20 protein-coding genes are annotated in these 18724 nt (G+C 62.5%); 9 read left to right on the plus strand and 11 right to left on the minus strand.

Features of this window, described 5'->3' with window-relative positions:
* The 3 genes from VGN68_RS12730 to VGN68_RS12740 all read left to right on the plus strand — a co-directional run.
* On the plus strand, window positions 1-574 hold a 574-nt coding region (locus VGN68_RS12730), incomplete at its 5' end, for a phosphomethylpyrimidine synthase ThiC (RefSeq protein ID WP_327477235.1).
* Between the two features lie 78 nt (window positions 575-652).
* Window positions 653-1456, plus strand: a complete 804-nt coding sequence (locus VGN68_RS12735; RefSeq protein WP_327477236.1) for a hypothetical protein — start codon at window positions 653-655, stop codon at window positions 1454-1456.
* Complete coding sequence (locus tag VGN68_RS12740) at window positions 1449-3368, plus strand: EAL domain-containing protein (RefSeq protein ID WP_327477237.1); 1920 nt, start codon at window positions 1449-1451, stop codon at window positions 3366-3368. The genes VGN68_RS12735 and VGN68_RS12740 overlap by 8 nt, the downstream gene beginning before the upstream one ends.
* A 67-nt stretch (window positions 3369-3435) precedes the next feature.
* On the opposite strand, the gene VGN68_RS12745 is transcribed toward VGN68_RS12740, so the two are convergent.
* Window positions 3436-3795: an SOS response-associated peptidase family protein gene (locus tag VGN68_RS12745; RefSeq protein WP_327477238.1), complete on the minus strand. Its 360-nt coding sequence runs from the start codon at window positions 3793-3795 to the stop codon at window positions 3436-3438.
* On the opposite strand from VGN68_RS12745, the gene VGN68_RS12750 reads away from it, so the two are divergent.
* Window positions 3794-4897 carry a Fic family protein gene (locus VGN68_RS12750; protein ID WP_327477239.1) on the plus strand — a complete coding sequence of 368 codons (1104 nt, stop codon included), beginning with the start codon at window positions 3794-3796 and terminating at the stop codon, window positions 4895-4897. The genes VGN68_RS12745 and VGN68_RS12750 overlap by 2 nt on opposite strands.
* A gap of 79 nt (window positions 4898-4976) precedes the next feature.
* The gene (locus tag VGN68_RS12755) at window positions 4977-5453 is read left to right on the plus strand and encodes a 2'-5' RNA ligase family protein (protein ID WP_327477241.1); all 477 of its coding nucleotides are present in this window, start codon (window positions 4977-4979) and stop codon (window positions 5451-5453) included.
* Between the two features lie 3 nt (window positions 5454-5456).
* Here VGN68_RS12755 and VGN68_RS12760 read toward each other — a convergent pair whose 3' ends face one another.
* Window positions 5457-6116, minus strand: a complete 660-nt coding sequence (locus tag VGN68_RS12760) for a DUF2726 domain-containing protein (RefSeq protein ID WP_327477243.1) — start codon at window positions 6114-6116, stop codon at window positions 5457-5459.
* Between the two features lie 155 nt (window positions 6117-6271).
* Between VGN68_RS12760 and VGN68_RS12765 the strand changes: the two genes are divergently transcribed.
* Window positions 6272-6745, plus strand: coding sequence for a glycine zipper 2TM domain-containing protein (locus VGN68_RS12765; protein ID WP_327477244.1), 474 nt, complete (start codon window positions 6272-6274; stop codon window positions 6743-6745).
* An 18-nt stretch (window positions 6746-6763) separates the two neighbouring features.
* Here the strand turns inward: VGN68_RS12765 and VGN68_RS12770 are convergent, their stop codons facing one another.
* From VGN68_RS12770 to VGN68_RS12810, 9 genes are all read right to left on the minus strand, one after another.
* Window positions 6764-7645: an arylamine N-acetyltransferase gene (locus tag VGN68_RS12770; protein WP_327477245.1), complete on the minus strand. Its 882-nt coding sequence runs from the start codon at window positions 7643-7645 to the stop codon at window positions 6764-6766.
* A 94-nt stretch (window positions 7646-7739) separates the two neighbouring features.
* Entirely contained in the window at window positions 7740-8168 is a 429-nt protein-coding gene (locus tag VGN68_RS12775) for an OsmC family protein (protein WP_327477246.1), read from the minus strand.
* An 81-nt stretch (window positions 8169-8249) separates the two neighbouring features.
* The gene (locus VGN68_RS12780; RefSeq protein WP_293702101.1) at window positions 8250-8582 is read right to left on the minus strand and encodes a DUF962 domain-containing protein; all 333 of its coding nucleotides are present in this window, start codon (window positions 8580-8582) and stop codon (window positions 8250-8252) included.
* Window positions 8583-8632: 50 nt separating this feature from the next.
* On the minus strand, window positions 8633-9085 hold the full coding sequence (locus VGN68_RS12785; protein ID WP_327477248.1) for a YaiI/YqxD family protein: 453 nt from the start codon (window positions 9083-9085) through the stop codon (window positions 8633-8635).
* Between the two features lie 17 nt (window positions 9086-9102).
* Window positions 9103-9384 carry a DUF427 domain-containing protein gene (locus VGN68_RS12790; RefSeq protein WP_327477250.1) on the minus strand — a complete coding sequence of 94 codons (282 nt, stop codon included), beginning with the start codon at window positions 9382-9384 and terminating at the stop codon, window positions 9103-9105.
* Between the two features lie 26 nt (window positions 9385-9410).
* On the minus strand, window positions 9411-9542 hold the full coding sequence (locus VGN68_RS12795) for a hypothetical protein (RefSeq protein WP_268239169.1): 132 nt from the start codon (window positions 9540-9542) through the stop codon (window positions 9411-9413).
* Between the two features lie 78 nt (window positions 9543-9620).
* Complete coding sequence (locus tag VGN68_RS12800; protein ID WP_327477255.1) at window positions 9621-10379, minus strand: sulfite exporter TauE/SafE family protein; 759 nt, start codon at window positions 10377-10379, stop codon at window positions 9621-9623.
* Window positions 10376-11104: a uracil-DNA glycosylase gene (gene ung / locus VGN68_RS12805; protein WP_327477257.1), complete on the minus strand. Its 729-nt coding sequence runs from the start codon at window positions 11102-11104 to the stop codon at window positions 10376-10378. The genes VGN68_RS12800 and ung overlap by 4 nt, the downstream gene beginning before the upstream one ends.
* 265 nt (window positions 11105-11369) lie before the next feature.
* Entirely contained in the window at window positions 11370-14450 is a 3081-nt protein-coding gene (locus tag VGN68_RS12810) for a TonB-dependent receptor plug domain-containing protein (protein WP_327477259.1), read from the minus strand.
* A gap of 173 nt (window positions 14451-14623) precedes the next feature.
* On the opposite strand from VGN68_RS12810, the gene VGN68_RS12815 reads away from it, so the two are divergent.
* The 3 genes from VGN68_RS12815 to VGN68_RS12825 all read left to right on the plus strand — a co-directional run.
* Complete coding sequence (locus tag VGN68_RS12815; RefSeq protein WP_327477261.1) at window positions 14624-14956, plus strand: phosphoribosyl-ATP diphosphatase; 333 nt, start codon at window positions 14624-14626, stop codon at window positions 14954-14956.
* Window positions 14957-14964: 8 nt separating this feature from the next.
* The gene (locus tag VGN68_RS12820) at window positions 14965-15342 is read left to right on the plus strand and encodes a histidine triad nucleotide-binding protein (RefSeq protein WP_327477263.1); all 378 of its coding nucleotides are present in this window, start codon (window positions 14965-14967) and stop codon (window positions 15340-15342) included.
* 139 nt (window positions 15343-15481) lie between these two features.
* Window positions 15482-18724 (plus strand): MG2 domain-containing protein (locus VGN68_RS12825; protein WP_327477265.1); only part of this gene is annotated, 3243 nt, incomplete at its 3' end.

The following is an 18724-nucleotide window of genomic DNA, read 5'->3' on the forward strand; positions in this document are numbered from 1 at the left end:
CGAGGCGCCCTTCTACACGCTCGGGCCGCTCACCACCGACATCGCGCCGGGCTACGACCATATCACCAGCGGCATCGGCGCCGCGCAGATCGGCTGGTACGGCACCGCGATGCTTTGCTACGTCACGCCGAAGGAGCATCTGGGCCTGCCCGACCGCGACGATGTGAAGGTCGGCGTCGTCACCTACAAGCTCGCCGCCCACGCCGCCGACCTCGCCAAGGGCCACCCTGCCGCACAGGTCCGCGACGACGCGCTATCGAAAGCGCGCTTCGAATTCCGCTGGCGCGACCAGTTCAACCTGTCGCTCGACCCCGACACGGCGGAGCAATACCACGACCAGACCCTCCCGGCGGAAGGCGCCAAGTCGGCGCATTTCTGCAGCATGTGCGGCCCGAAGTTTTGCTCGATGAAGATCAGCCAGGAAGTTCGCGACTTCGCGAAGCTGCAAAATCAGGACAGCGCGGGCTTCATCGCGGCGGAAGAGGCCGAGAAGGGCATGGCGGAAATGAGCCAGGTCTATGAGGATAAGGGGCGCGAGCTGTATATGGGCGCGGGTGGGCGGGAGCATGATTGAGCCAATTCCAAACGAAATTGTAGATTTATATTTCCAATGACCCCATCTAGAATCGGCGAATTCTAGATGGGGCGTTCCGTGGCAGAAAATAAATTCTCTGAATGGGTCGACCGACATGAGCCGGCGCAATCGAGACTTTTGCCGATAACTCACGTCACCAGCACTATTTCCGCAGAACGAATTATCGACGAAAATAAAATGTCACTGCCTGAAAAGTGCGATGGAGAATTTAAAGATCCCCTTTTGTACTTTTTCTACGGTCGGCCTGCCTACAGATTAAGACCCGGATCAAGCATTTCGCTAGAAGCAGCATGTCCGAGTTGCTTTATTTTTAATCCTCGGATGATAGACAGATGCCACTACATTCATGCATTTGATACCGGAGCATACTTTAATAGAATGTATTCCCACGTATTAACTGAAGACTTTAGAGTTGATGATTTTTCGCTCGAAGCCGACCCGGCTCGAATCAATCGATTGATTTCAGCAACGTTCGAAGATGAAGAAGCATATCTTGATGCAGATCGATCAAAACTAAGGAAGATTGACGACGTTACACAACCTTGGGAACTGCAAGGCCGAGCCTATCTTACCCTATTAGCATCCCCCGGGCGCAATGAACCCGATGACCGAATATGTAGTATTGAAGTCGGATTTAGAGATCCAATTTTACTTGACGAAAACTTACTCGGCGTGGTTGTTCCACACACACTCTGGATGGGCAACTCGAAGGCTCCGATTCTCATGGCGCTGGCCGACAAGGGTGTAAAAATTGGCACCTATCGCTTTATTGTAGGTAGGCATCCAGAATATCTACAGGCACAGATGGAAATTTCTGTAAGAAATCTCTTGGATTCCATGGGATGCTTCAACCATGAGTGATGAATGGGAAATTGTATCATACTATAAACCGGAAGATAACGGAATATTTGTCATCCCGATATTCTCAAATAGCGAAAATTATGAACAGAAATTTTCGCAGTTTTCCTTTTCTGGATCTTCCAAGTATTTTGAAGTCTCTGAAATACACTGCAACTTTGATATCAAAATAGAACCAAAGATAAAAATGTCCCCGTATGAAGACATGGTTTTTGGAATTTCTGTGAGTGATAATCCAATATTTGTTTACAGATATGACTCTGAAGATATACTTGAAGATCTATTTGAATTTGCTTCGTCAGATTCCCATAAAATTCAAATTATAGACGTAATAGGAAAAAAGAATCACTCTCTTATCTCTCGCATTCTAAAACGTAATAACGACACGATGGATTTATCTTTCATAGAAACTCTTAGCTCTCAAGTTTTTATTGATATTGCTCTGGACAAGATATCAAATGGCATCGAGATGGGGGAAGCTGCCAGAGAGGTCATTCTCTGCTCAAAATGGGTGAAAAATTGGAGTTTGGAAGAACTTCCAAAAACCCGAACGGCTAGACTTGAAAACATAGTCAGCTCTAAGTTGTCAGATCTTGAAGATTCTCTTCAGAAGGAACGCGATGCAATTTTACCGCGCAAGAATAAGAGCGGATTCATCAGATTAAATCGGCCTATTCCTCAATTACCCAATTTTGAAGATTTGCGCGCTCAGCAACCATTCGGAAGCTCAACAGTCATCGCCGCGAAGATTGTCAACTTTGACGATATTGCAGCATTTTTGCCGGGCGATGGACATCGCCAACTACTAGATAATGTAACTCGCCGCCTAATGCTCGCCCAGCATGGTACGCAGTTGCATCATGATTTGGATGGCACATTTGCTTGGCTCGTTCCCTATTATCAGCACAGCCAGATCGAAGGGCAGCTCGCAGGCCTCGCTGCGCTATTCAATACACCGCTGACAATCGGCGAACTGCGCATCGACGTCGCAGTCGCGTTCGGGGTCAACGACGAATTCGAGGGCTCTAACGCTCAGCGCCTTGCCGCTGCGCTCGTTGCCGCCGAGCGGGCGATCCGCACGCGTTCGCTGTGGACCAAATACGCCTCGCGACAGAAAGAAGACGCTAGCTGGCAACTCTCCTTTCATTCGCAGCTCGAAGATGCACTGACCGGTGGCGACATCTGGGTCGCCTTTCAACCGCAATATGAAATCGCGACGAAGAAGCTCGTCGGGGTTGAGGCGCTTGCGCGCTGGACGCATCCGACGCGAGGCCCGATCCCGCCCGACGAATTCATCGTGCAGGCGGAAAAAAGCCAAGACATTTATCGCCTCACTTTGTTCGTTTTAGATCAAGCAATTCGCACCGCATCACAGGCGCGTATGCGCGCACTCAATATTAATGTCTCAGTTAATCTCTCTGCGGCTTTGCTCGATCACAGCGATCTTTTGGGTACAATTCGGGTGATGCTTACTGCGCACCATTTGCCGCCCGAAAAGTTGACGATCGAGATTACCGAGACAGCACAGATCGAAAATAGTCGTCAGGCGCGCCAAACGCTTACCCAGATCCGTCGCGCCGGTATCCGCCTGTCGATTGACGATTATGGAACAGGCCAATCGACTCTAGAGTATCTGACTGAAATCAACGCCGACGAAATCAAAATCGATAAGCGATATGTGATGACCATGCGCGATTCACAGCGAAATTTCGAAGTGGTCAAATCAACGATCGACTTGGCACATCGTCTCGGCGCTGTTGTGGTCGCCGAGGGAGTTGAGGACGCAGAAACCATGGCGCTGCTCTCCAGCCTCGGCTGCGACGTAGGTCAAGGCTATCATCTTGGGAGGCCACAGTTATTTTCAGAACTTATGGCAGGGTTTGATATTAGGTCGCAAAAGGACGCAACAGATTGACCGCAATTGGAATTACGGGAATTACGGGAATTACGGTGACAGGTGCAATAACCCCCCAATCCCGCCGCTATTCCACCACCATCAGCTGCGACGGAAACGGCACCGCCAGCGCCGCCGCCGCATCAGCATCGCCGTCCAGCCACGTCGCATAATCTTCCTCAGCCAATATCACCGGCATCGCCTTGGGGTGCAGCGGCGCGACCAGCGGGTTGGGGGCGCAGGTCAGGAAAGCATAGGCATCGCCGACCGCGGTCGGGCGCCACAGCCCCGCGAACGCCGCAACCTCGCGGTCCGCGACGCGGAACCAATGGGATTGTGGTGACGATCGATTGGCTTGCCATCTACACGTGTTAATTAAATCGCCTTTCCTTAACATGATTTCCTGATATGTTAGCGAAATCGCCAATCCCTGGAAGGGTCGCGCCATGCTGAGATCCACCTACGCCATCCCCGATTTGCCGCCACCCGGCGAGTTGGAGAGCAAGGCCGTTCTCAAGGTCGCCGCTATCGCGCATCGCTTCCTTGCCGAACTCAAAGGCCGCGCCGCAACCATCCCCAATCAGGGCATCCTCATCGACACGCTATCGCTGCAAGAGGCCAAGGCGAGTTCGGAAATCGAGAATATCGTCACGACGCAGGACGAACTGTTTCAGGCGACCCTCTTCCCCGAAAACCCCGCATCACCCGCCGCAAAAGAGGTCGCGCTCTATCGCGACGCACTGCATCTGGGATTGGCGGAGATGCGCGAAAAGCAGGGCATCCTTACCAACAACATGATCGTCGCCATGTTTCAAATTCTGAAACGCACCGACGGCGGGTTTCGCAACACCCCCGGAACCGCGCTCAAAAACGACCGGACGGGGGAGGTGGTCTATATTCCGCCGCAAACAGGAGCCGAAGTCATAGCGCATATGACGGCGCTGGAAAAATTCATCAACGGCGATGAATATAAACATCTCGATGCGCTGGTCCGCATGGCCATCATTCATCATCAGTTTGAGAGCATTCACCCTTTTCCGGATGGCAATGGCCGATTGGGGCGCATCATCAATGTGCTCTATCTTACGCAGCAGCGCTTGCTCGACATCCCGATCCTCTACCTCAGCCGATACATCACCGCCAACAAGGCCGACTATTACCGGCTGCTGCAATCGGTGAGGGATACTGGCGAATGGGAGCCTTGGCTTATCTATATGCTCACGGCAGTCGCTGAAACGGCCGCTCAGACAATCGACCTTGTTGCCGACATCCGGACCCTCATGGCGGACTACAAACAGCGCATCAGATCAGAGCATGGGAAAATCTATTCCCAGGATCTGCTCAACAACTTGTTCCGGCATCCCTACACCCGGATCGACTATGTCGTGAGCGAGCTAGGGGTGTCCCGGCAAACTGCGGCAAAATATCTCGATCAACTGGCGGAAGCCGACTTGTTGGTAAAACACCAGTCGGGAAGGAACGTCTATTTCATCAACACCCCCCTCGTGGCGTTACTCCAGCGAGGCGAAGACGAAGTGCCGGCAGCATAGCTGCGTCATTTACCCAACCCGCCAGCCACCTCACCATGTTACACCCCCACCCATGCGCGCCCGAAACCCCCTCTACGTCATGGCCAAGCCACCGCCCGAGGTGCAGGCGCAGATCGCCGCGCTGCCGCGCAACGATCCCGAGCGCGGGGTCCACCTCCTCCATGTCACGCTCATCTCGCTCTACGACCTTCACACTGCGCCGCCCGAGTGGCTGCCCGCGACCATCGCCGCGCTGGACAGCTTCGCAGCAGCACCCTTCCCGCTCGCCTTCGACCGGATCGAGAACCGCAAGGCGGTGACGCTGCGGACGCGCGAGCCGCTGGCCGAGGCGCGGGCGTTCCAGAAGGCGCTCGTCAACCATCTGCTGCGCGAGAAGGCGCCGATCATGGACGGCACCACCCCCGAACCGCACATCACGATCAACTATCGCGGTGACCGGCTGAATGCGCAGAAGATGCCGCCGATCGGCTGGACAGTCGACGAAATCATCCTGACCGAAAGCGTCGTTGGCAAGACCACCCATGTCGAACATGGCCGCTGGCCGCTCCGCGGTTAATCGCTAGGAACCAACCCGCCCCACCAACTTCCGCACCATCGCCCTCACTTCGGCAGGCGTATCGCCGCTGACCACCTCGACATAACCGATCCCCGCGCGGCGCAGCGCCTCGCGTTTCACCGCGTCGCGCGCGGCGGTGTTGTTGCTCAGGTGGTGGCCCGTGCCCTGTATCTCGACCGCGTGGAGCGGGCGGCAGTCGGCATCGACGATCAGCAGGTCGACGCGCTTGGAATTGACCGCAAAGAACGCCGCCTCGTTCGGACTCGCCAAAATCTCGCCCAGCGATACCTGCCCCATTGCGCGCCAGCCGGGGCTCTCCTCGGCCAGCGCCTTGTCGAGCACGGTCAGCAAGCGCCGCTCGCCCTGATTGAACAACGGCCGCGCGGTGAACGGCGCCTCCATCACGACGCGCAATTGCTCGGCGGCGGTTGCGACCGGGCTGGCGGGCTTGGGCGGCGGTGCCACCGGCACGGCCTTCGCCTTGCCACCGCCCCACACCCGCTTGCCGCCACGCTTCTGCCACCGTTCCCGCCGCTCGGCGCGCTTCCAACCCTCGACGATCCGCTCGGCGCCCACGCCAATCGCCGCACCGACCGCCAGCACGATCGCCAGCAGCATCGGTTTGTCGATCAGGGCCAATATCTCGCTCGGCATGGGCGGCATGATAAGGCGGCGTTGGTTATCATCGGGTAACCCGGCCGATTGCACGCGGAGGGCGCGGCGCCGCGGAACCATGCTCGCCACGGGGGGTCTATCTATTTGAGGGGAAATCATAAGACACCGCGTGTCCGGCACGCGATCCCAATGGAGAGACCTTGATGAAAAAGATGATGATGATCCCCCTCGCCGCCGCGACCGCGCTGGTCGGCGGCTGCGCCTCGAACGGCCTTTATGGCGGGGTCGGCGCCGGTACTGGTTATGACGATGGCGGCTACGGCTATTACGACCAGAACTATTACAGCCAGTACGGCAATTATGATTATAACCGCCCCGACCCGCGCCACGGCGGCTATTACGCCGACAATTATTACCGCACCGACCGCCGGTATCGCGAGCGCCGCCTGTCGAATAACGACCGCGTCTATCGCGGCCGCGACGGCAAATTTTATTGCCGCCGCAACGACGGGTCGACTGGGCTGATCGTTGGCGGCATCGCTGGCGGCGTGGCGGGCAACGTCATCGCCCCGGGCGGCTCGGAAACGCTGGGCACCATCCTCGGCGCGATCGGCGGCGCGGTCGCGGGCCGGGCGATCGAACGCAGCGGCAACAACAACGACGTGCGCTGCCGCTAAGCCAGACGATGCGCGCCGCTACCCCGCGATCTCGGCGGTGGCGGCGCGCTCGATGGCGGAGCGCCAGCTCGGCTGGACCGGCAGCAGGAAAATCTCGGCCAATGTCCGCTCGATTTCATCGGCGGTCAGATAGCGCCGGTCGATCCGCCCGTCGGCCAGCCGCACCGTCAGCCGGTTGTCGCGCAGCCCGTACCGCGCCTCATTGGTCGTCCGCGCTGCAACCAGCTGGCGGGTGAAATGCGACTCCGGGTGCGTCGATGTGTACCAATTTCCGACGACGCAATCGATCGGCGGCGCCGCGGCGTCGTCCAGTCGGTAAAGCGCCTGCCACGCTTCGCCGATCTGCGCCTCGACTTCCCACCCGAAATCGCGGCGCGACACGCGGTAATCCTCGTGCCGCGTCGGCTGCGGCGGGTCGCTGTCCATCGCCAGCGGCTGCGGTGGCACCGCGGCGCCGAACCCGACATCGGCGAGCCACGGCCGCCCGTCCAGCGTCACCAGCACCACCTGATGCGTTCGCGGGGTCGCGGGGGCATCGCCCGGCAGCATCCAGCGCACCCGGCCCAGCATCGCTTCGGCCTCGAACCCGATCGCCTGCAATATCCGCAGGAACAGGCCATTCTGCTCGAAACAATAACCGCCGCGCCGCCGGTCAATCAGCTTCGCCGCAACCGCGTCAGCATCAATATCGATCCCCACGCCGGTCAGCGCGTCGATCGCCTCGAACGGGATCGCCGCGATATGCGCCGCCTGCAACGCCGCCAGCACCTCCGGCGTCGGCGCCACCGGCCCGGTGTAGCCAATCCGCGCCAGATAGCGCGTCAGCAGCGGCGCCCGCTCGGACGGCGCGGGATCGCCATAGTCGGCAGCGGAAGCAGGGGCAGCGGGATAGTGCAACATCGGCAAGGACTCCGTTCGCGAATCAACTACCGACGCTTATGAAAGCTCAAGCGCGGTTGAGATCAAGCACCGATCCCGCACCTCACCACCGCGCCTAATTCTCCAAACTATGCTCCAAGGTAATTTCGCAATCGAGCAGCTTCGACACCGGGCAGGTCATTTCGGCCTCCTTGGCGATCTTCGCAAACTCGTCGGCGTCGATCCCCGGCACTTTGGCGACCAGCGTCAAAGCCGATTGGCTGATCTCGAACCCGCCGTCGATTTGATCGAGCGTGACCGCTGCGCTCGTCTCCAGCGTCTCGCCGCTATAGCCCGCGCGCGCCAGCCCGAACGACAGCGCCATGGTGAAACACGCCGCGTGCGCCGCAGCGATCAGCTCCTCGGGGTTCGTCCCCGGCTGCCCTTCGAAGCGCGTGCCGAACCCATAGACCTGCTTGTCGAGCACCCCCGATTTGGTCGTGATCGACCCTTTGCCTTCCTTGCCAAAGCCTTCGTAACGGGCGGAAGCGTGATTGACGGTCATGCAATGTCTCCTTGGACAAGGGGGCGGAACGGGACTCGGAACAGACAGCCTAACATGCACCGCGGAAATGACGAAAACGCGTCAGCGCGCGACCCCTGCCTTGTCGAGCTCGGTGCCAAGCCGCCCGGTCAGCCACAGCCCCCACATCTTGAAATCGGCGGCCAGGCTCCACAGCGGATAGGTAAAGGTCGCGGGCCGGTTCTTTTCGACCCCGAAATGCGCCGCCCACGCAAAGGCATAGCCCGCCAGCGGCAACGCGATCAGCCACCCCCACCGACCGCTCACCACCGCCCCGATCGCGATCAGCACGACCAGGCTGGTCCCGACATAGTGCAACGCCCGCGTCGACGCCTTGCTATGCTCGCGCAGGTAAAAGGGCCAGAATTCGGCGAAGCTGGTATAGAGTCGCGCCATAGCATCAGGATGCGGCGACACGTCGGCGCGGTCAACCTTCGTAAAAACGGCTATCTGCGCTTCAGCCGCACCAGCGCGCTGTCGAGCGCCTGCAAAAACTGCGAGCGGTCGGTCTTGGTGAACGGCGGCGGGCCGCCGATCTGGTCGCCCCCGGCGCGCAGATCGGCCATGATCGCGCGCGTTGCAATCGCCGGGCCGATCGACGCCAGCGTGAACGGCTTGCCATTGGGACCAAGCACGCTCGCCCCCGCCTTCAACGCCCGGTCGGCGAGCAGGATGTCGGCGGTGACCACGACGCTCGCCGCATCTGCCGCTTCGGCGATCCAGTCGTCGGCGGCGTCGAAACCGTCCGACACCACCACCCGCTCGATCAGCGGGTGTTCGGGCACGCGGAGCCGGCTGTTGCTGACCACCTTCACCGCGACCTCGTGCCGCCACGCGACGCGGTAAATCTCGTCCTTCACCGGACAGGCGTCGGCATCGACAAGGATCTGGATGGCCATCGACAGAGCAAACGCGGTCAGCCGACCACGACGCCTTTCCAGAAGGCGATGCGGTCCTTGATTTCCGCCGCCGCATCCTTGGGGTCGGGATAGTACCAGGCGGCGTCTTTGTTCACTTGGCCATCGACGGTGACATGGTGGTAGCGCGCGGTGCCCTTCCACGGACAAAAGCTCGTCGTCGCACTATCCGACAGCAGCGCCGCATCGACCGCGGCGCGCGGGAAATAATGATTGCCCTCAACCACGACGGTCGCGTCGCTGTCGGCGATCACCGCACCGTTCCATCGTGCCTGAACCATGCTTGTCTCCTGCCCGCTACCCGCGCTTATTTCTTCATATTGTCGAGGCCCGCGACCACGCCGACCTTGGTCGACGGATTGCTGGCGTTCGGCTTTTTGGGCTTTTCTGCCTTGGGCTTGCGGACTTCACGGCTCGTCTTCTTCTGGCCTTTGGCCATGGTCAATACCTTGCAAGGGGGCGGACGCCTGTGCCCGTCGCGGCGCAGCCTACGCCGTTTGGCGCCGCAAGTCGCCCCTTATCCCGCCAGCCCGTCCCACATCAGCTTGGCGCCGAGCACGACCATCAGCAGATAGATGAGGACATAGAAGCGGGCGCCGTCGATCCGTTTCAGCCAGCGCACCGTCAGCAAGGTCGAAAGGATCGCCAGCGGCATCAGCAGCGCCGCGGCGACCAGCACCTCGTGCGGAAAGGCGCCGAGCGCGATATAGGCGGGCACCTTGATCCAGTTGATCGCCGCGAACAATATCGAGCTCGTCCCGACAAAGACCAGATGCGGCAGGCGGCGCGGCGTCACCCACATCTGGAACGGCGGCCCGCCGGCATGCGCAATCTGGCTGGTGAAGCCGGTGGCGACCCCGAACAGGCTGCCGACCCAGCCCGGTGACGTCGACGCGGCGACCACCCGCCCGCCGCGCTCGACCCACAGCCGGTACACCCCGAACGCCAGCGTGATCGCGCCGAGCGCCGCCATCAGCTTCGCCTCGTCGACCTGCTCGGCGAAAAAATAGCCCGCGCCGATGCCGACCGCAGCGCCGGGGAGCATCCAGCCGATGATCCACCCGTCCCATGTCTTGCGGAACGACCACACGCTGACGACGTCCTGCACGATCAGGATCGGCAGCAGCAGCGCCGCAGCCAGCGTCGGCGGCAGCACCAGCGCGACGATCGGCGTCGCCAGCGCGCCGACCCCCGACAAGCCGCCCTTGGCCAGCCCGAGCAGGATCACCGCCAGCGCCAGCACGGCGAGCGTCGATGGGTCGCTCAGCAAATTCATGCGGTGGCAGCGTCCGGATGTTCAGGCAGCGCCCAATCGATCGCCCCCCGCCCCTGCGCCGCCAGAAACGCGTTGGTCTGGCTGAAGGGCCGCGACCCGAAAAAGCCATTGTGCGCCGACAAGGGCGAGGGATGCGGGGCACGCAGGATCAGATGCGGACTGCCCGCGCCCATACTGCCCTCGTTCAGGCCCGCAACATTCGCCGCCTTCTTCTGCGCATGGCTACCCCAAAGGATGAACACTTTCGGCGCCGGATCGGCGGCGACCGCGGCGACGACGGCATCGGTAAACCGCTCCCACCCCTTGCCCTGGTGCGACGCCGCCTGCCCGGCCTCGACCGTCAGGCAATTGTTGAGCAGCAGCACGCCTTGGTCAGCCCAATGCCGGAGGTACCCGTGCGACGCGCGGGGAATGCCAAGGTCGCTCTGCATTTCCTTGTAGATGTTGACCAGGCTCGGCGGCACCCGCACCCCCGGCTGGACCGAAAAGCACAGCCCATGCGCCTGCCCCGGCCCATGGTATGGATCCTGCCCCAATATGACGACACGCACATCCTGCGGCGGGGTTGCATCGAGCGCCGCAAACCAGTCGCGCGGCCGCGGATAGATGGTCTTGCCCTTGTCACGTTCGCTGGCAAGAAACGTTCTCAGCGCCGCCATATAAGGCCGCTCGAATTCGCCGCCTATCGCTGCGAGCCAGTCGGGATGCAGTTTGACCTCGGCCATGTCGGCGCTTCACCAGAGGGGGGCGGGATTGTCCAGCCCGTTGGTCGTCGTCACCGATTGTTGCTGTTGATCCTCCCTGTCGCGGAGCGATGGGGAGGTGGCAGCGCGTAGCGCTGACGGAGGGGCTTTGGCGCCGACGTCGCCGCCCCTCCACCACTCGCTTTGCGAGCGGTCCCCCTCCCCATCGCTACGCGACAGGGAGGATTTTCGCCTGACCGTCATTCCGGATAAAGTTCGAGATAACGGAGCAGACCCTAACCACCCCCTACATCTTCCCCCGCACACTCAAAAACACCCGCCGCCCCAGATAGTCATATTGCGTCCCGAACGCGGGCGCCTGCCCGATCACCGGCGGCGTCGCCGTCACCACCGTCGACACCCGCGGCGGCGGCGTATCAAACAGGTTGGCGACCCCCAAAGTAATCTGGAACTGTTCGGCCACATCGCGGCTTAGCGACAGCGAGTGATAGAAGGTCGCGGGGACGCTCACATCGGGACAGAAGCGCCCGCCGGGGCGGAAGCTCGACGTGCGGCACGGATCGCCGCCCTGCGCGCGCAGCAGGTCCGCTTCGTTCGACGCGGCGCCCGTCACATCGAGCCCGTAGAACAAGGTCCAGCCACCCTTCATCCAGCCCAGATTGAAATCGCCGACCCATTTCGGATTGCCGATCTTGCCATTGTCGTTGACCGTGGTGCCGGGGAAAAGCGCGACCTTGTCCTCGATCTGCCAGGTCATCTGCGCCCGAAACGCCAGCGTGCCCAGCTTGCCGAGATCCTGATCGACGGCCAGCGACAGGTCGACGCCGCGATTGCGCTGGCGGCTGATATTGACATAGCGGTCGGTGACCCCCGCGACGCTCTGGGTGTCGGGACCGGTCGCCGCGCGGGTAAACAACGCGCACAGCGGCTCGTCGGGGAAGGCGTCCGAATCATAACAGCCGTTCAAAATGTTTCCGGCGCCGAGCAAGGTAATCTCGTCCTTCACCTTGATGTCGAAATAATCGACCGCCAGGCTAGTCTTGAGCCCGCCCCACAATACCCCCGACAGATCGGGGGTCAGGATCACCGACACGGTTTTGGCGGTTGAGGTTTCGGGCTTGAGCTGGCCGATGCCGCCGCCCGACACGATCGTCGCGGGACCGATCCCGCCCGCAAAATTTGGGCCAATGCCATCGGCGGCGCAATTGTCCGCCACGCGCTGGCTGATCGCCCCCGCCGCGAGCCGCGCTGCGGTCTGGATGCACGGGTCGATCGCCTGTTGCTCCAGGAAACCCGTCTGATTCTCGAGGAACAGCTCGAACAGCGCCGGGGCGCGGAACGAGGTGCCCCAGGTGCCCCGAAAGCGCAGCCAGTCGGTCACCGCCCAGTCGGCGCCGACTTTCCACGTTGCGTCGCTGAAGCTGTCCTGCACCCCGTCGCGGCGCGTCGCATCGACATGGGTGTAGCGCGCCGCGCCCGACAAGGTCAGCCGCTCGATCAGCGGCACATCGGCGAGCAGCGGCACTTCGACTTCGCCGAACAATTCCTTCGACACGGTGCGTCCCGCGGTGATGCCCGAGGTGGTGAAATTGGCGACATTGCCCACCAGCGTCGCTTCGCCCGGCGTGTCGTTGATCTCGTCGCGGCGGATATTCGCCCCGAACGCCGCGCCGACGGGTCCGGCGGGCAGGGTGAACAATTTGCCGGTCAGCAGTGCCTCGGCCGAGCTTTGCTTGAACAAGGTGCGCCCGGTTTCGCGCCCCGTCAGAAAGGCGCGCTCCGCGGGTGTAAAATCGCCGCGCAGTACGCGCGGGTCGGTGAAGTCGATGTCGATGCACTCCGCGCCGCGGATCGCGGTCGTGGTGCCAACGCACGAGCGGGTGCGCAACGTCTGCGACGCGAGCGCATCCTGATAGATCACGTCCTGCGTATAGCTGGCATCCGACCGGCTGTGCTGGCCGTGAATATCCCATTTCCACCCGCCGCCGAATGTGCCGCGCAGCCCCAGCACCCCGCGGTAATAATCGACGTCGGCGCGGCTCTCCGATTTAACCAGCACCCGCGGGCGCAGGATGAGGTTGCCGCCGAATTCGCCGTTGAACGGATCGCCCATGTCGAACGGATCGCAATTGTTCGCCGCCGGATTGCACAGGAAAAAGGGCAGCATCGACGCGCCGGTAAACTGCTCCAGCGTCAGCACCTGAAAGCCATTGTTGCGCGACTTGCGGTTGCTGAACAGCCCCTCACCGTACAGCGTGATGCCATCGGTCACGTCATAGGCCGCGTCGGCAAAGGCGCTGATCCGGCTTACCCCCGAAAACACGTCCGAATCCTGCTCGACCGGCTCGAACTGGTTGAGCGCACCGGCCGATGGGCCGTCAAAATTGACCCCGAAAAAGTCGGCGGGGCCGAACACCCCGATCGGGTTATAGGCGTTGATCGGAATGCCGACCCCCGCAAACTCGGCGCCATATTGTCCGGCAAACACCGCCTGCCCGTTCGGCGCGATCAGCCCGGGGCCAAAGGTCGGAAAACCGTCCGGATCGACCCCCGAAAAATCGCCGAACACGATCGCATTGCCCACGGTACTGCTGCACGCCGGCCGCCCGGTACGAAAATCGACGATGTCGGCGCGGCTGCCATCGGCCTCGCGCTTCAGATATTCCTCTGAGCAAAACAGGAAACCGCGGTCGCGGCGGGTCAGGTTTTGCTGACGGAAAACATCGACGGTTGCGAAAAAATGCCCGCGGTCGAATGTCTTGCCGAAGCTCGCATCGACGCCATAGCTTTCGCCGCCGCCATGCTCGGTGATCGACGAAAAGCCGCCGCCTTCGAAGCCGTTAAGATCGTTGCGGGTCAATATATTGACCACCCCCGCGACCGCATCCGACCCATAGATCGACGAGGCCCCGGTCTTCAGCACTTGGGCCTCTCGCACCACCGACAGCGGCAGGACGTTGAGGTCGAAGGGCGCGACCGACCCGCGGATCCCCGCCGGCCCGGCACGGCGCCCGTTGATCAGCACCAGCGTCCGCTCGGCGCCCAGCCCGCGCAGCGACACGCTCTGCACATCATTGCCGCCATTGGCGACAAAACGATTGGAAATTACCGAGGTAATCTGGATCGATCCCTGCGCCGCGGGGGTCGATTGCAATATGTCGGCCAGCTGGACCTGCCCCTGCAGTTTCGCGTTGTCGGGGTCGATGATCTGGATCGGGTCGGCGCTGGTAAATTCGCTCTTGGCGATCCGCGATCCGGTGACGACGATGTCGTCGTCGCCGGTCTGCGCGGCAGCGGGGGTCGCGATCAACGCGATCACCGAGGCCGTTGCGGCCAGAAACACCTGGGGGCGGGTGCCTGATTTCATGATATTTTTTCCGAACTACTAGCGTTGAACCTGCCCCCCGGCGCGGAAAAGATACGGCAAACCGCGTTTCGATATGGTTACCGGCGGATAAAATTCCGATCGTGCGTCCTTCGCGCCACAGCTTGTCGCCGCGCCGCCGCGCCGCTAGTCACGCTCGCAAAGGGAGCGCGCGGATGAGCAAGGCAATGGGTGAAGCGCTGGGGCGGCTCGAGGCCGTCATCCACGACCGGCTCGCCGCGGGCGAGGCCGAAGCCTCCTACGTCGCCAGCCTCGCCGCCAAGGGCCGCGGCAAGATCGCGCAGAAACTGGGCGAGGAAGCCGTCGAGGCAGTGATCGCCGCGGTCAGCGAGGATGACCCCGCGCTGATCGGCGAAGCGAGCGACCTTGTCTTCCATCTCTCGATCCTGCTCGCCGAACGCGGCATCGCCTGGGACGCCATCGCCGCCGAACTCACCCGCCGCCACGGCACCTCGGGCCACACCGAAAAAGCCAGCCGCCAGTCCTAGGAGCCACCATGCCGATCGACGCCACCCAGCCCTATGACGACAACAATATCTTCGCGCGCATCCTGCGCGGCGAGCTGCCGTCGAAGACCGTGTACGAGGACGACTACGCGCTCGCCTTCCACGACATCAACCCGCAGGCGCCGCTGCACATCCTCGTGATCCCCAAGGGCGCCTATGTCAGCTGGGACGATTTTTCGGCACGCGCCAGCGACGCCGAAATCGCCGGCTTCGTCCGCGCCGTCGGTCAGGTCGCGCGCGACGCGGGGCTCGTCGCCCCCGGCTACCGCCTGCTCGCCAACACCGGGCTCGACAGCCATCAGGAAGTCCCGCACCTCCACGTCCATATCTTCGCTGGGCAAAAGCTCGGCCCGATGCTGGCGCGCTGACATTTCGCGGTCGTCTATGACCGCGGTCACAGCCGTTTCCCGAACCGCGGCTAAGCGTTCCCGGTACGCGGCGACGGGTGGACAGCAGCCCCTGTTTCCAGCAGGATAACGGCGCAGGTTTATGCGGGGAGACGGCGGGATGAAAACGGGTTGGCAGGGGCTGGCGGCAATGGTCGCCGCCAAGGCAAAACTGGCGCTCATCCTCCCGCTTTCGCTCGCAATGGCCGCCACCGCGACCGCCGACACCGTGCCGCAGGTGACGCTCGCCACCCCGGGCAGTTCGGGGACCGGCGACGGCACGATCACCCGCTTCACGCTGCGCTTTTCCGAAGACATGGTCCCGCTCGGCGATCCCCGCGCCGCCGCGCCCGCGACCAACGACTGCAAGCTTCCCGCGACCGGTCGCTGGGTCGACACCCGCACCTGGGTGCTCGAATTCGACAAGCCGCTCCCCGGCGGGCTGCGCTGCCACGTCGAGCTGCGGGGTGGCCTCAAAACCGCGCGCGGCATCACCGTCGCGGGCAACGAACGCTTCGCACTCGACACCGGCGGCCCCTCGGCGCGCGCCATCCTCGCGGGCGGGGTTTACGACGGGATCGAGGAGGACCAGATCTTTCTTGTCGCCACCAACGTCGCCGCCGACCGCGCCTCGGTCGGTCGCTTCGGCTATTGCGCGGTCGACGGCATCGGCGAGAAAATCCCGCTCGACGTCCTGCCGCGTGAGACAGCAACGCAAATCCTGACCGGGCTTGGCGACGCCAACTGGTCGCGCCAGTCGTTCACCTATGACGCCGGGCTGCCGCTGCGCCTGCCCGCCGCGGGCGCCGACCGCGAGGCGGCGCTCGACCGCGTTGTCCCGGTCAAATGCCGCCGCCCGCTGCCCCCGGGGCGCGAGATGGCGGTGGTCTGGGACGCGCGCATTTCGCAAGCCGGGGTTCCCGGCCGCACTGCGGCACGCGACCAGCGCTTCGATTTCGACGTCCGCCCCGCCTTCACCGCCAAAATGTCTTGCAGCCGCGTCAATCCGCAGGCGGGCTGCAACCCGGTCAAGGATGTGACGCTCAGCTTCGCCTCGCCCGTCGCCCGCGACACCGCGCTCGCCGCGACGCTGACCACCGCCGACGGCAAGCGCCTGACCCCCAAGGTCGATGACGACGACAAAAATGATGCGTATCTGACCAGCGTCCGCTTCGCCGGCCCGCTGCCGCAAAATGTCGACGCCACGCTGATCCTGCCCGCCGATGTCACCGACCAGAGCGGCCGCAAGCTCCAGAACCAGTCGAATTTCCCGCTGAAATTCCACATCGACCGCGCCCCGCCTTTGGTCAAATTCGCCGCCGAATTCGGCATCCTCGAAGCCGGCGAGGGCGGCGTCCTGCCCGTCACCGTGCGCGGCGTCGAAGGGACGATGGTCCAATCGAACCTCAAAATGCCCGCCACCGCGCTGAAAGTCGGCGATGACGATGCCGCAATCGCGCGCTGGCTGAAGCGCGTCGATGACGCCGACGACACTGACTATCGCGAGGAAAAGGACCGCACCGGCAAGGATATCCGCGTCAATTACACCGGCACCAAATCGGTGTTCGCCGATGCCCCCGCGGGCGGCGAGCGCCGCGACATGCAACTGACCCCGCCCGGCGGCGGCAAGGCGTTCGAGGTCGTCGGCATCCCGCTCACTGAAAAGGGCTTCCACGTCGTCGAAATTGCCAGCCCCGAACTCGGCGCCGCGCTGCTCGGGCGCAAGGCAACGCGCTATGTCGCGACCGCCGCGCTCGTCACCAACATGGCGGTACATTTCAAATGGGGCCGCGAAGGCTCGCTCGCCTGGGTCACCGCGCTCGACACCGGCCTCCCCGTCGCGGGCGCCGAAATCCGCGTCTCGGACAGCTGCACCGGCCGCCTGCTCGCGCGCGGCACCGCCGACAAGGCGGGGCGCCTCGCCTTTGCGGGCGGGCTGCCCCAGCCTGAGACCTATTCGAGCTGCGAAGAAACCCCCGATCCGACCAAGAGCGAGGGCCATGCGCTGATGGTCTCGGCGCGATCGGGCGATGATTTCAGCTTCACCCTCACCGACTGGGGTCGCGGCATCCGCCCCTATGACTTCGATCTCCCCTATGGCTGGTCGGAGCGCGAGGATATTCTCCACACCGTCTTCGATCGTTCGCTCGTGAAAGCGGGCGAGACCGTCCATATGAAGCATATCCTGCGCCGCCCCGTCGGTACCGGCTTCATGACGCCGCAGCCGCTCGCGGGGAAACTGCGCCTCGTCCACCGCGGCTCGGACACCGAATTCGAAATGCCGTTCGCAGTGAGCACCACCGGCAGCGGCGACAGCGTGTGGAACGTCCCCGCCTCGGCGCCGACGGGCGATTATGAACTGGTGTTCGTCACCAAGGACAAGGATGGCGAGGACAAGACAATCTGGTCGGGCCAGTCGGTCAAGGTCGACGAATATCGCCTGCCGACGATGAAGGCGACCGTCACCGGACCCAGGACATCGCTGGTGCGCCCGACCGCCGTGCCGCTGTCGCTGTTCGTCGGCTATCTCTCGGGCGGCCCCGCGCCCAATATCCCGGTCGAACTGCGCACCAATTTCCGGTCCAGCTGGTCGCCGCCGCAGGATTATAAGGATTGGGATTTCGACGGCCAGCCGGTCAAGGAAGGCGTGATCCAGCTCGACGACAGCGGCGACGAACCCGCCGCCGACCTGCCGCTCGCACGCTCGGTGCCGCTCAGGCTCGACGCCAATGGCGCTGCCACGACCAGCGTCGCGGTCGATCAGCCGATCACCGAACCGACGGTCATGGCGGCCGAAATGGATTATGAGGACGCCAATGGCGAAACCTTGACCTCCAGCCGCCGCATCACCCTTTACCCCTCCGCCGTCCGCCTCGGGCTCAAGACCGACGGCTGGCTGATGCGCGACAACGACCTCAAGCTCAATTTCATCGCTCTCGACCTCGACGGCAAACCGATTAGCGGCCAGCGCGTTTCAGTCGCGCTCTACAACCGCGAGATCATCACCGCGCGGCGCCGCCTGATCGGCGGCTTCTACGCCTATGACAACCAGATGCGGACGACGAAGCTGACCGCCAGCTGCACCGCAACGACCGACAAGCTCGGCCGCGCCAGCTGCGCGATCGCGCCGGGCGTGTCGGGCGAAGTCACCGTCGTCGCAACAACACTCGACGCCGACGGCAACGAAGCACGCGCCATCCGCTCGGTCTGGCTCGCGGGCGAAAATGAATGGTGGTTCGGCGGCGACAATGGCGACCGTATGGACGTGATCGCCGAAAAGCCGCGCTACGCCGCGGGCGACACCGCCAGCTTCCAGGTCCGCATGCCGTTCCGCGAAGCGACCGCGCTGGTCACCGTCGAACGC

This window comes from Sphingopyxis sp., from assembly GCF_035998965.1.
In the GTDB taxonomy this organism is placed as follows: Bacteria; Pseudomonadota; Alphaproteobacteria; order Sphingomonadales; family Sphingomonadaceae; genus Sphingopyxis.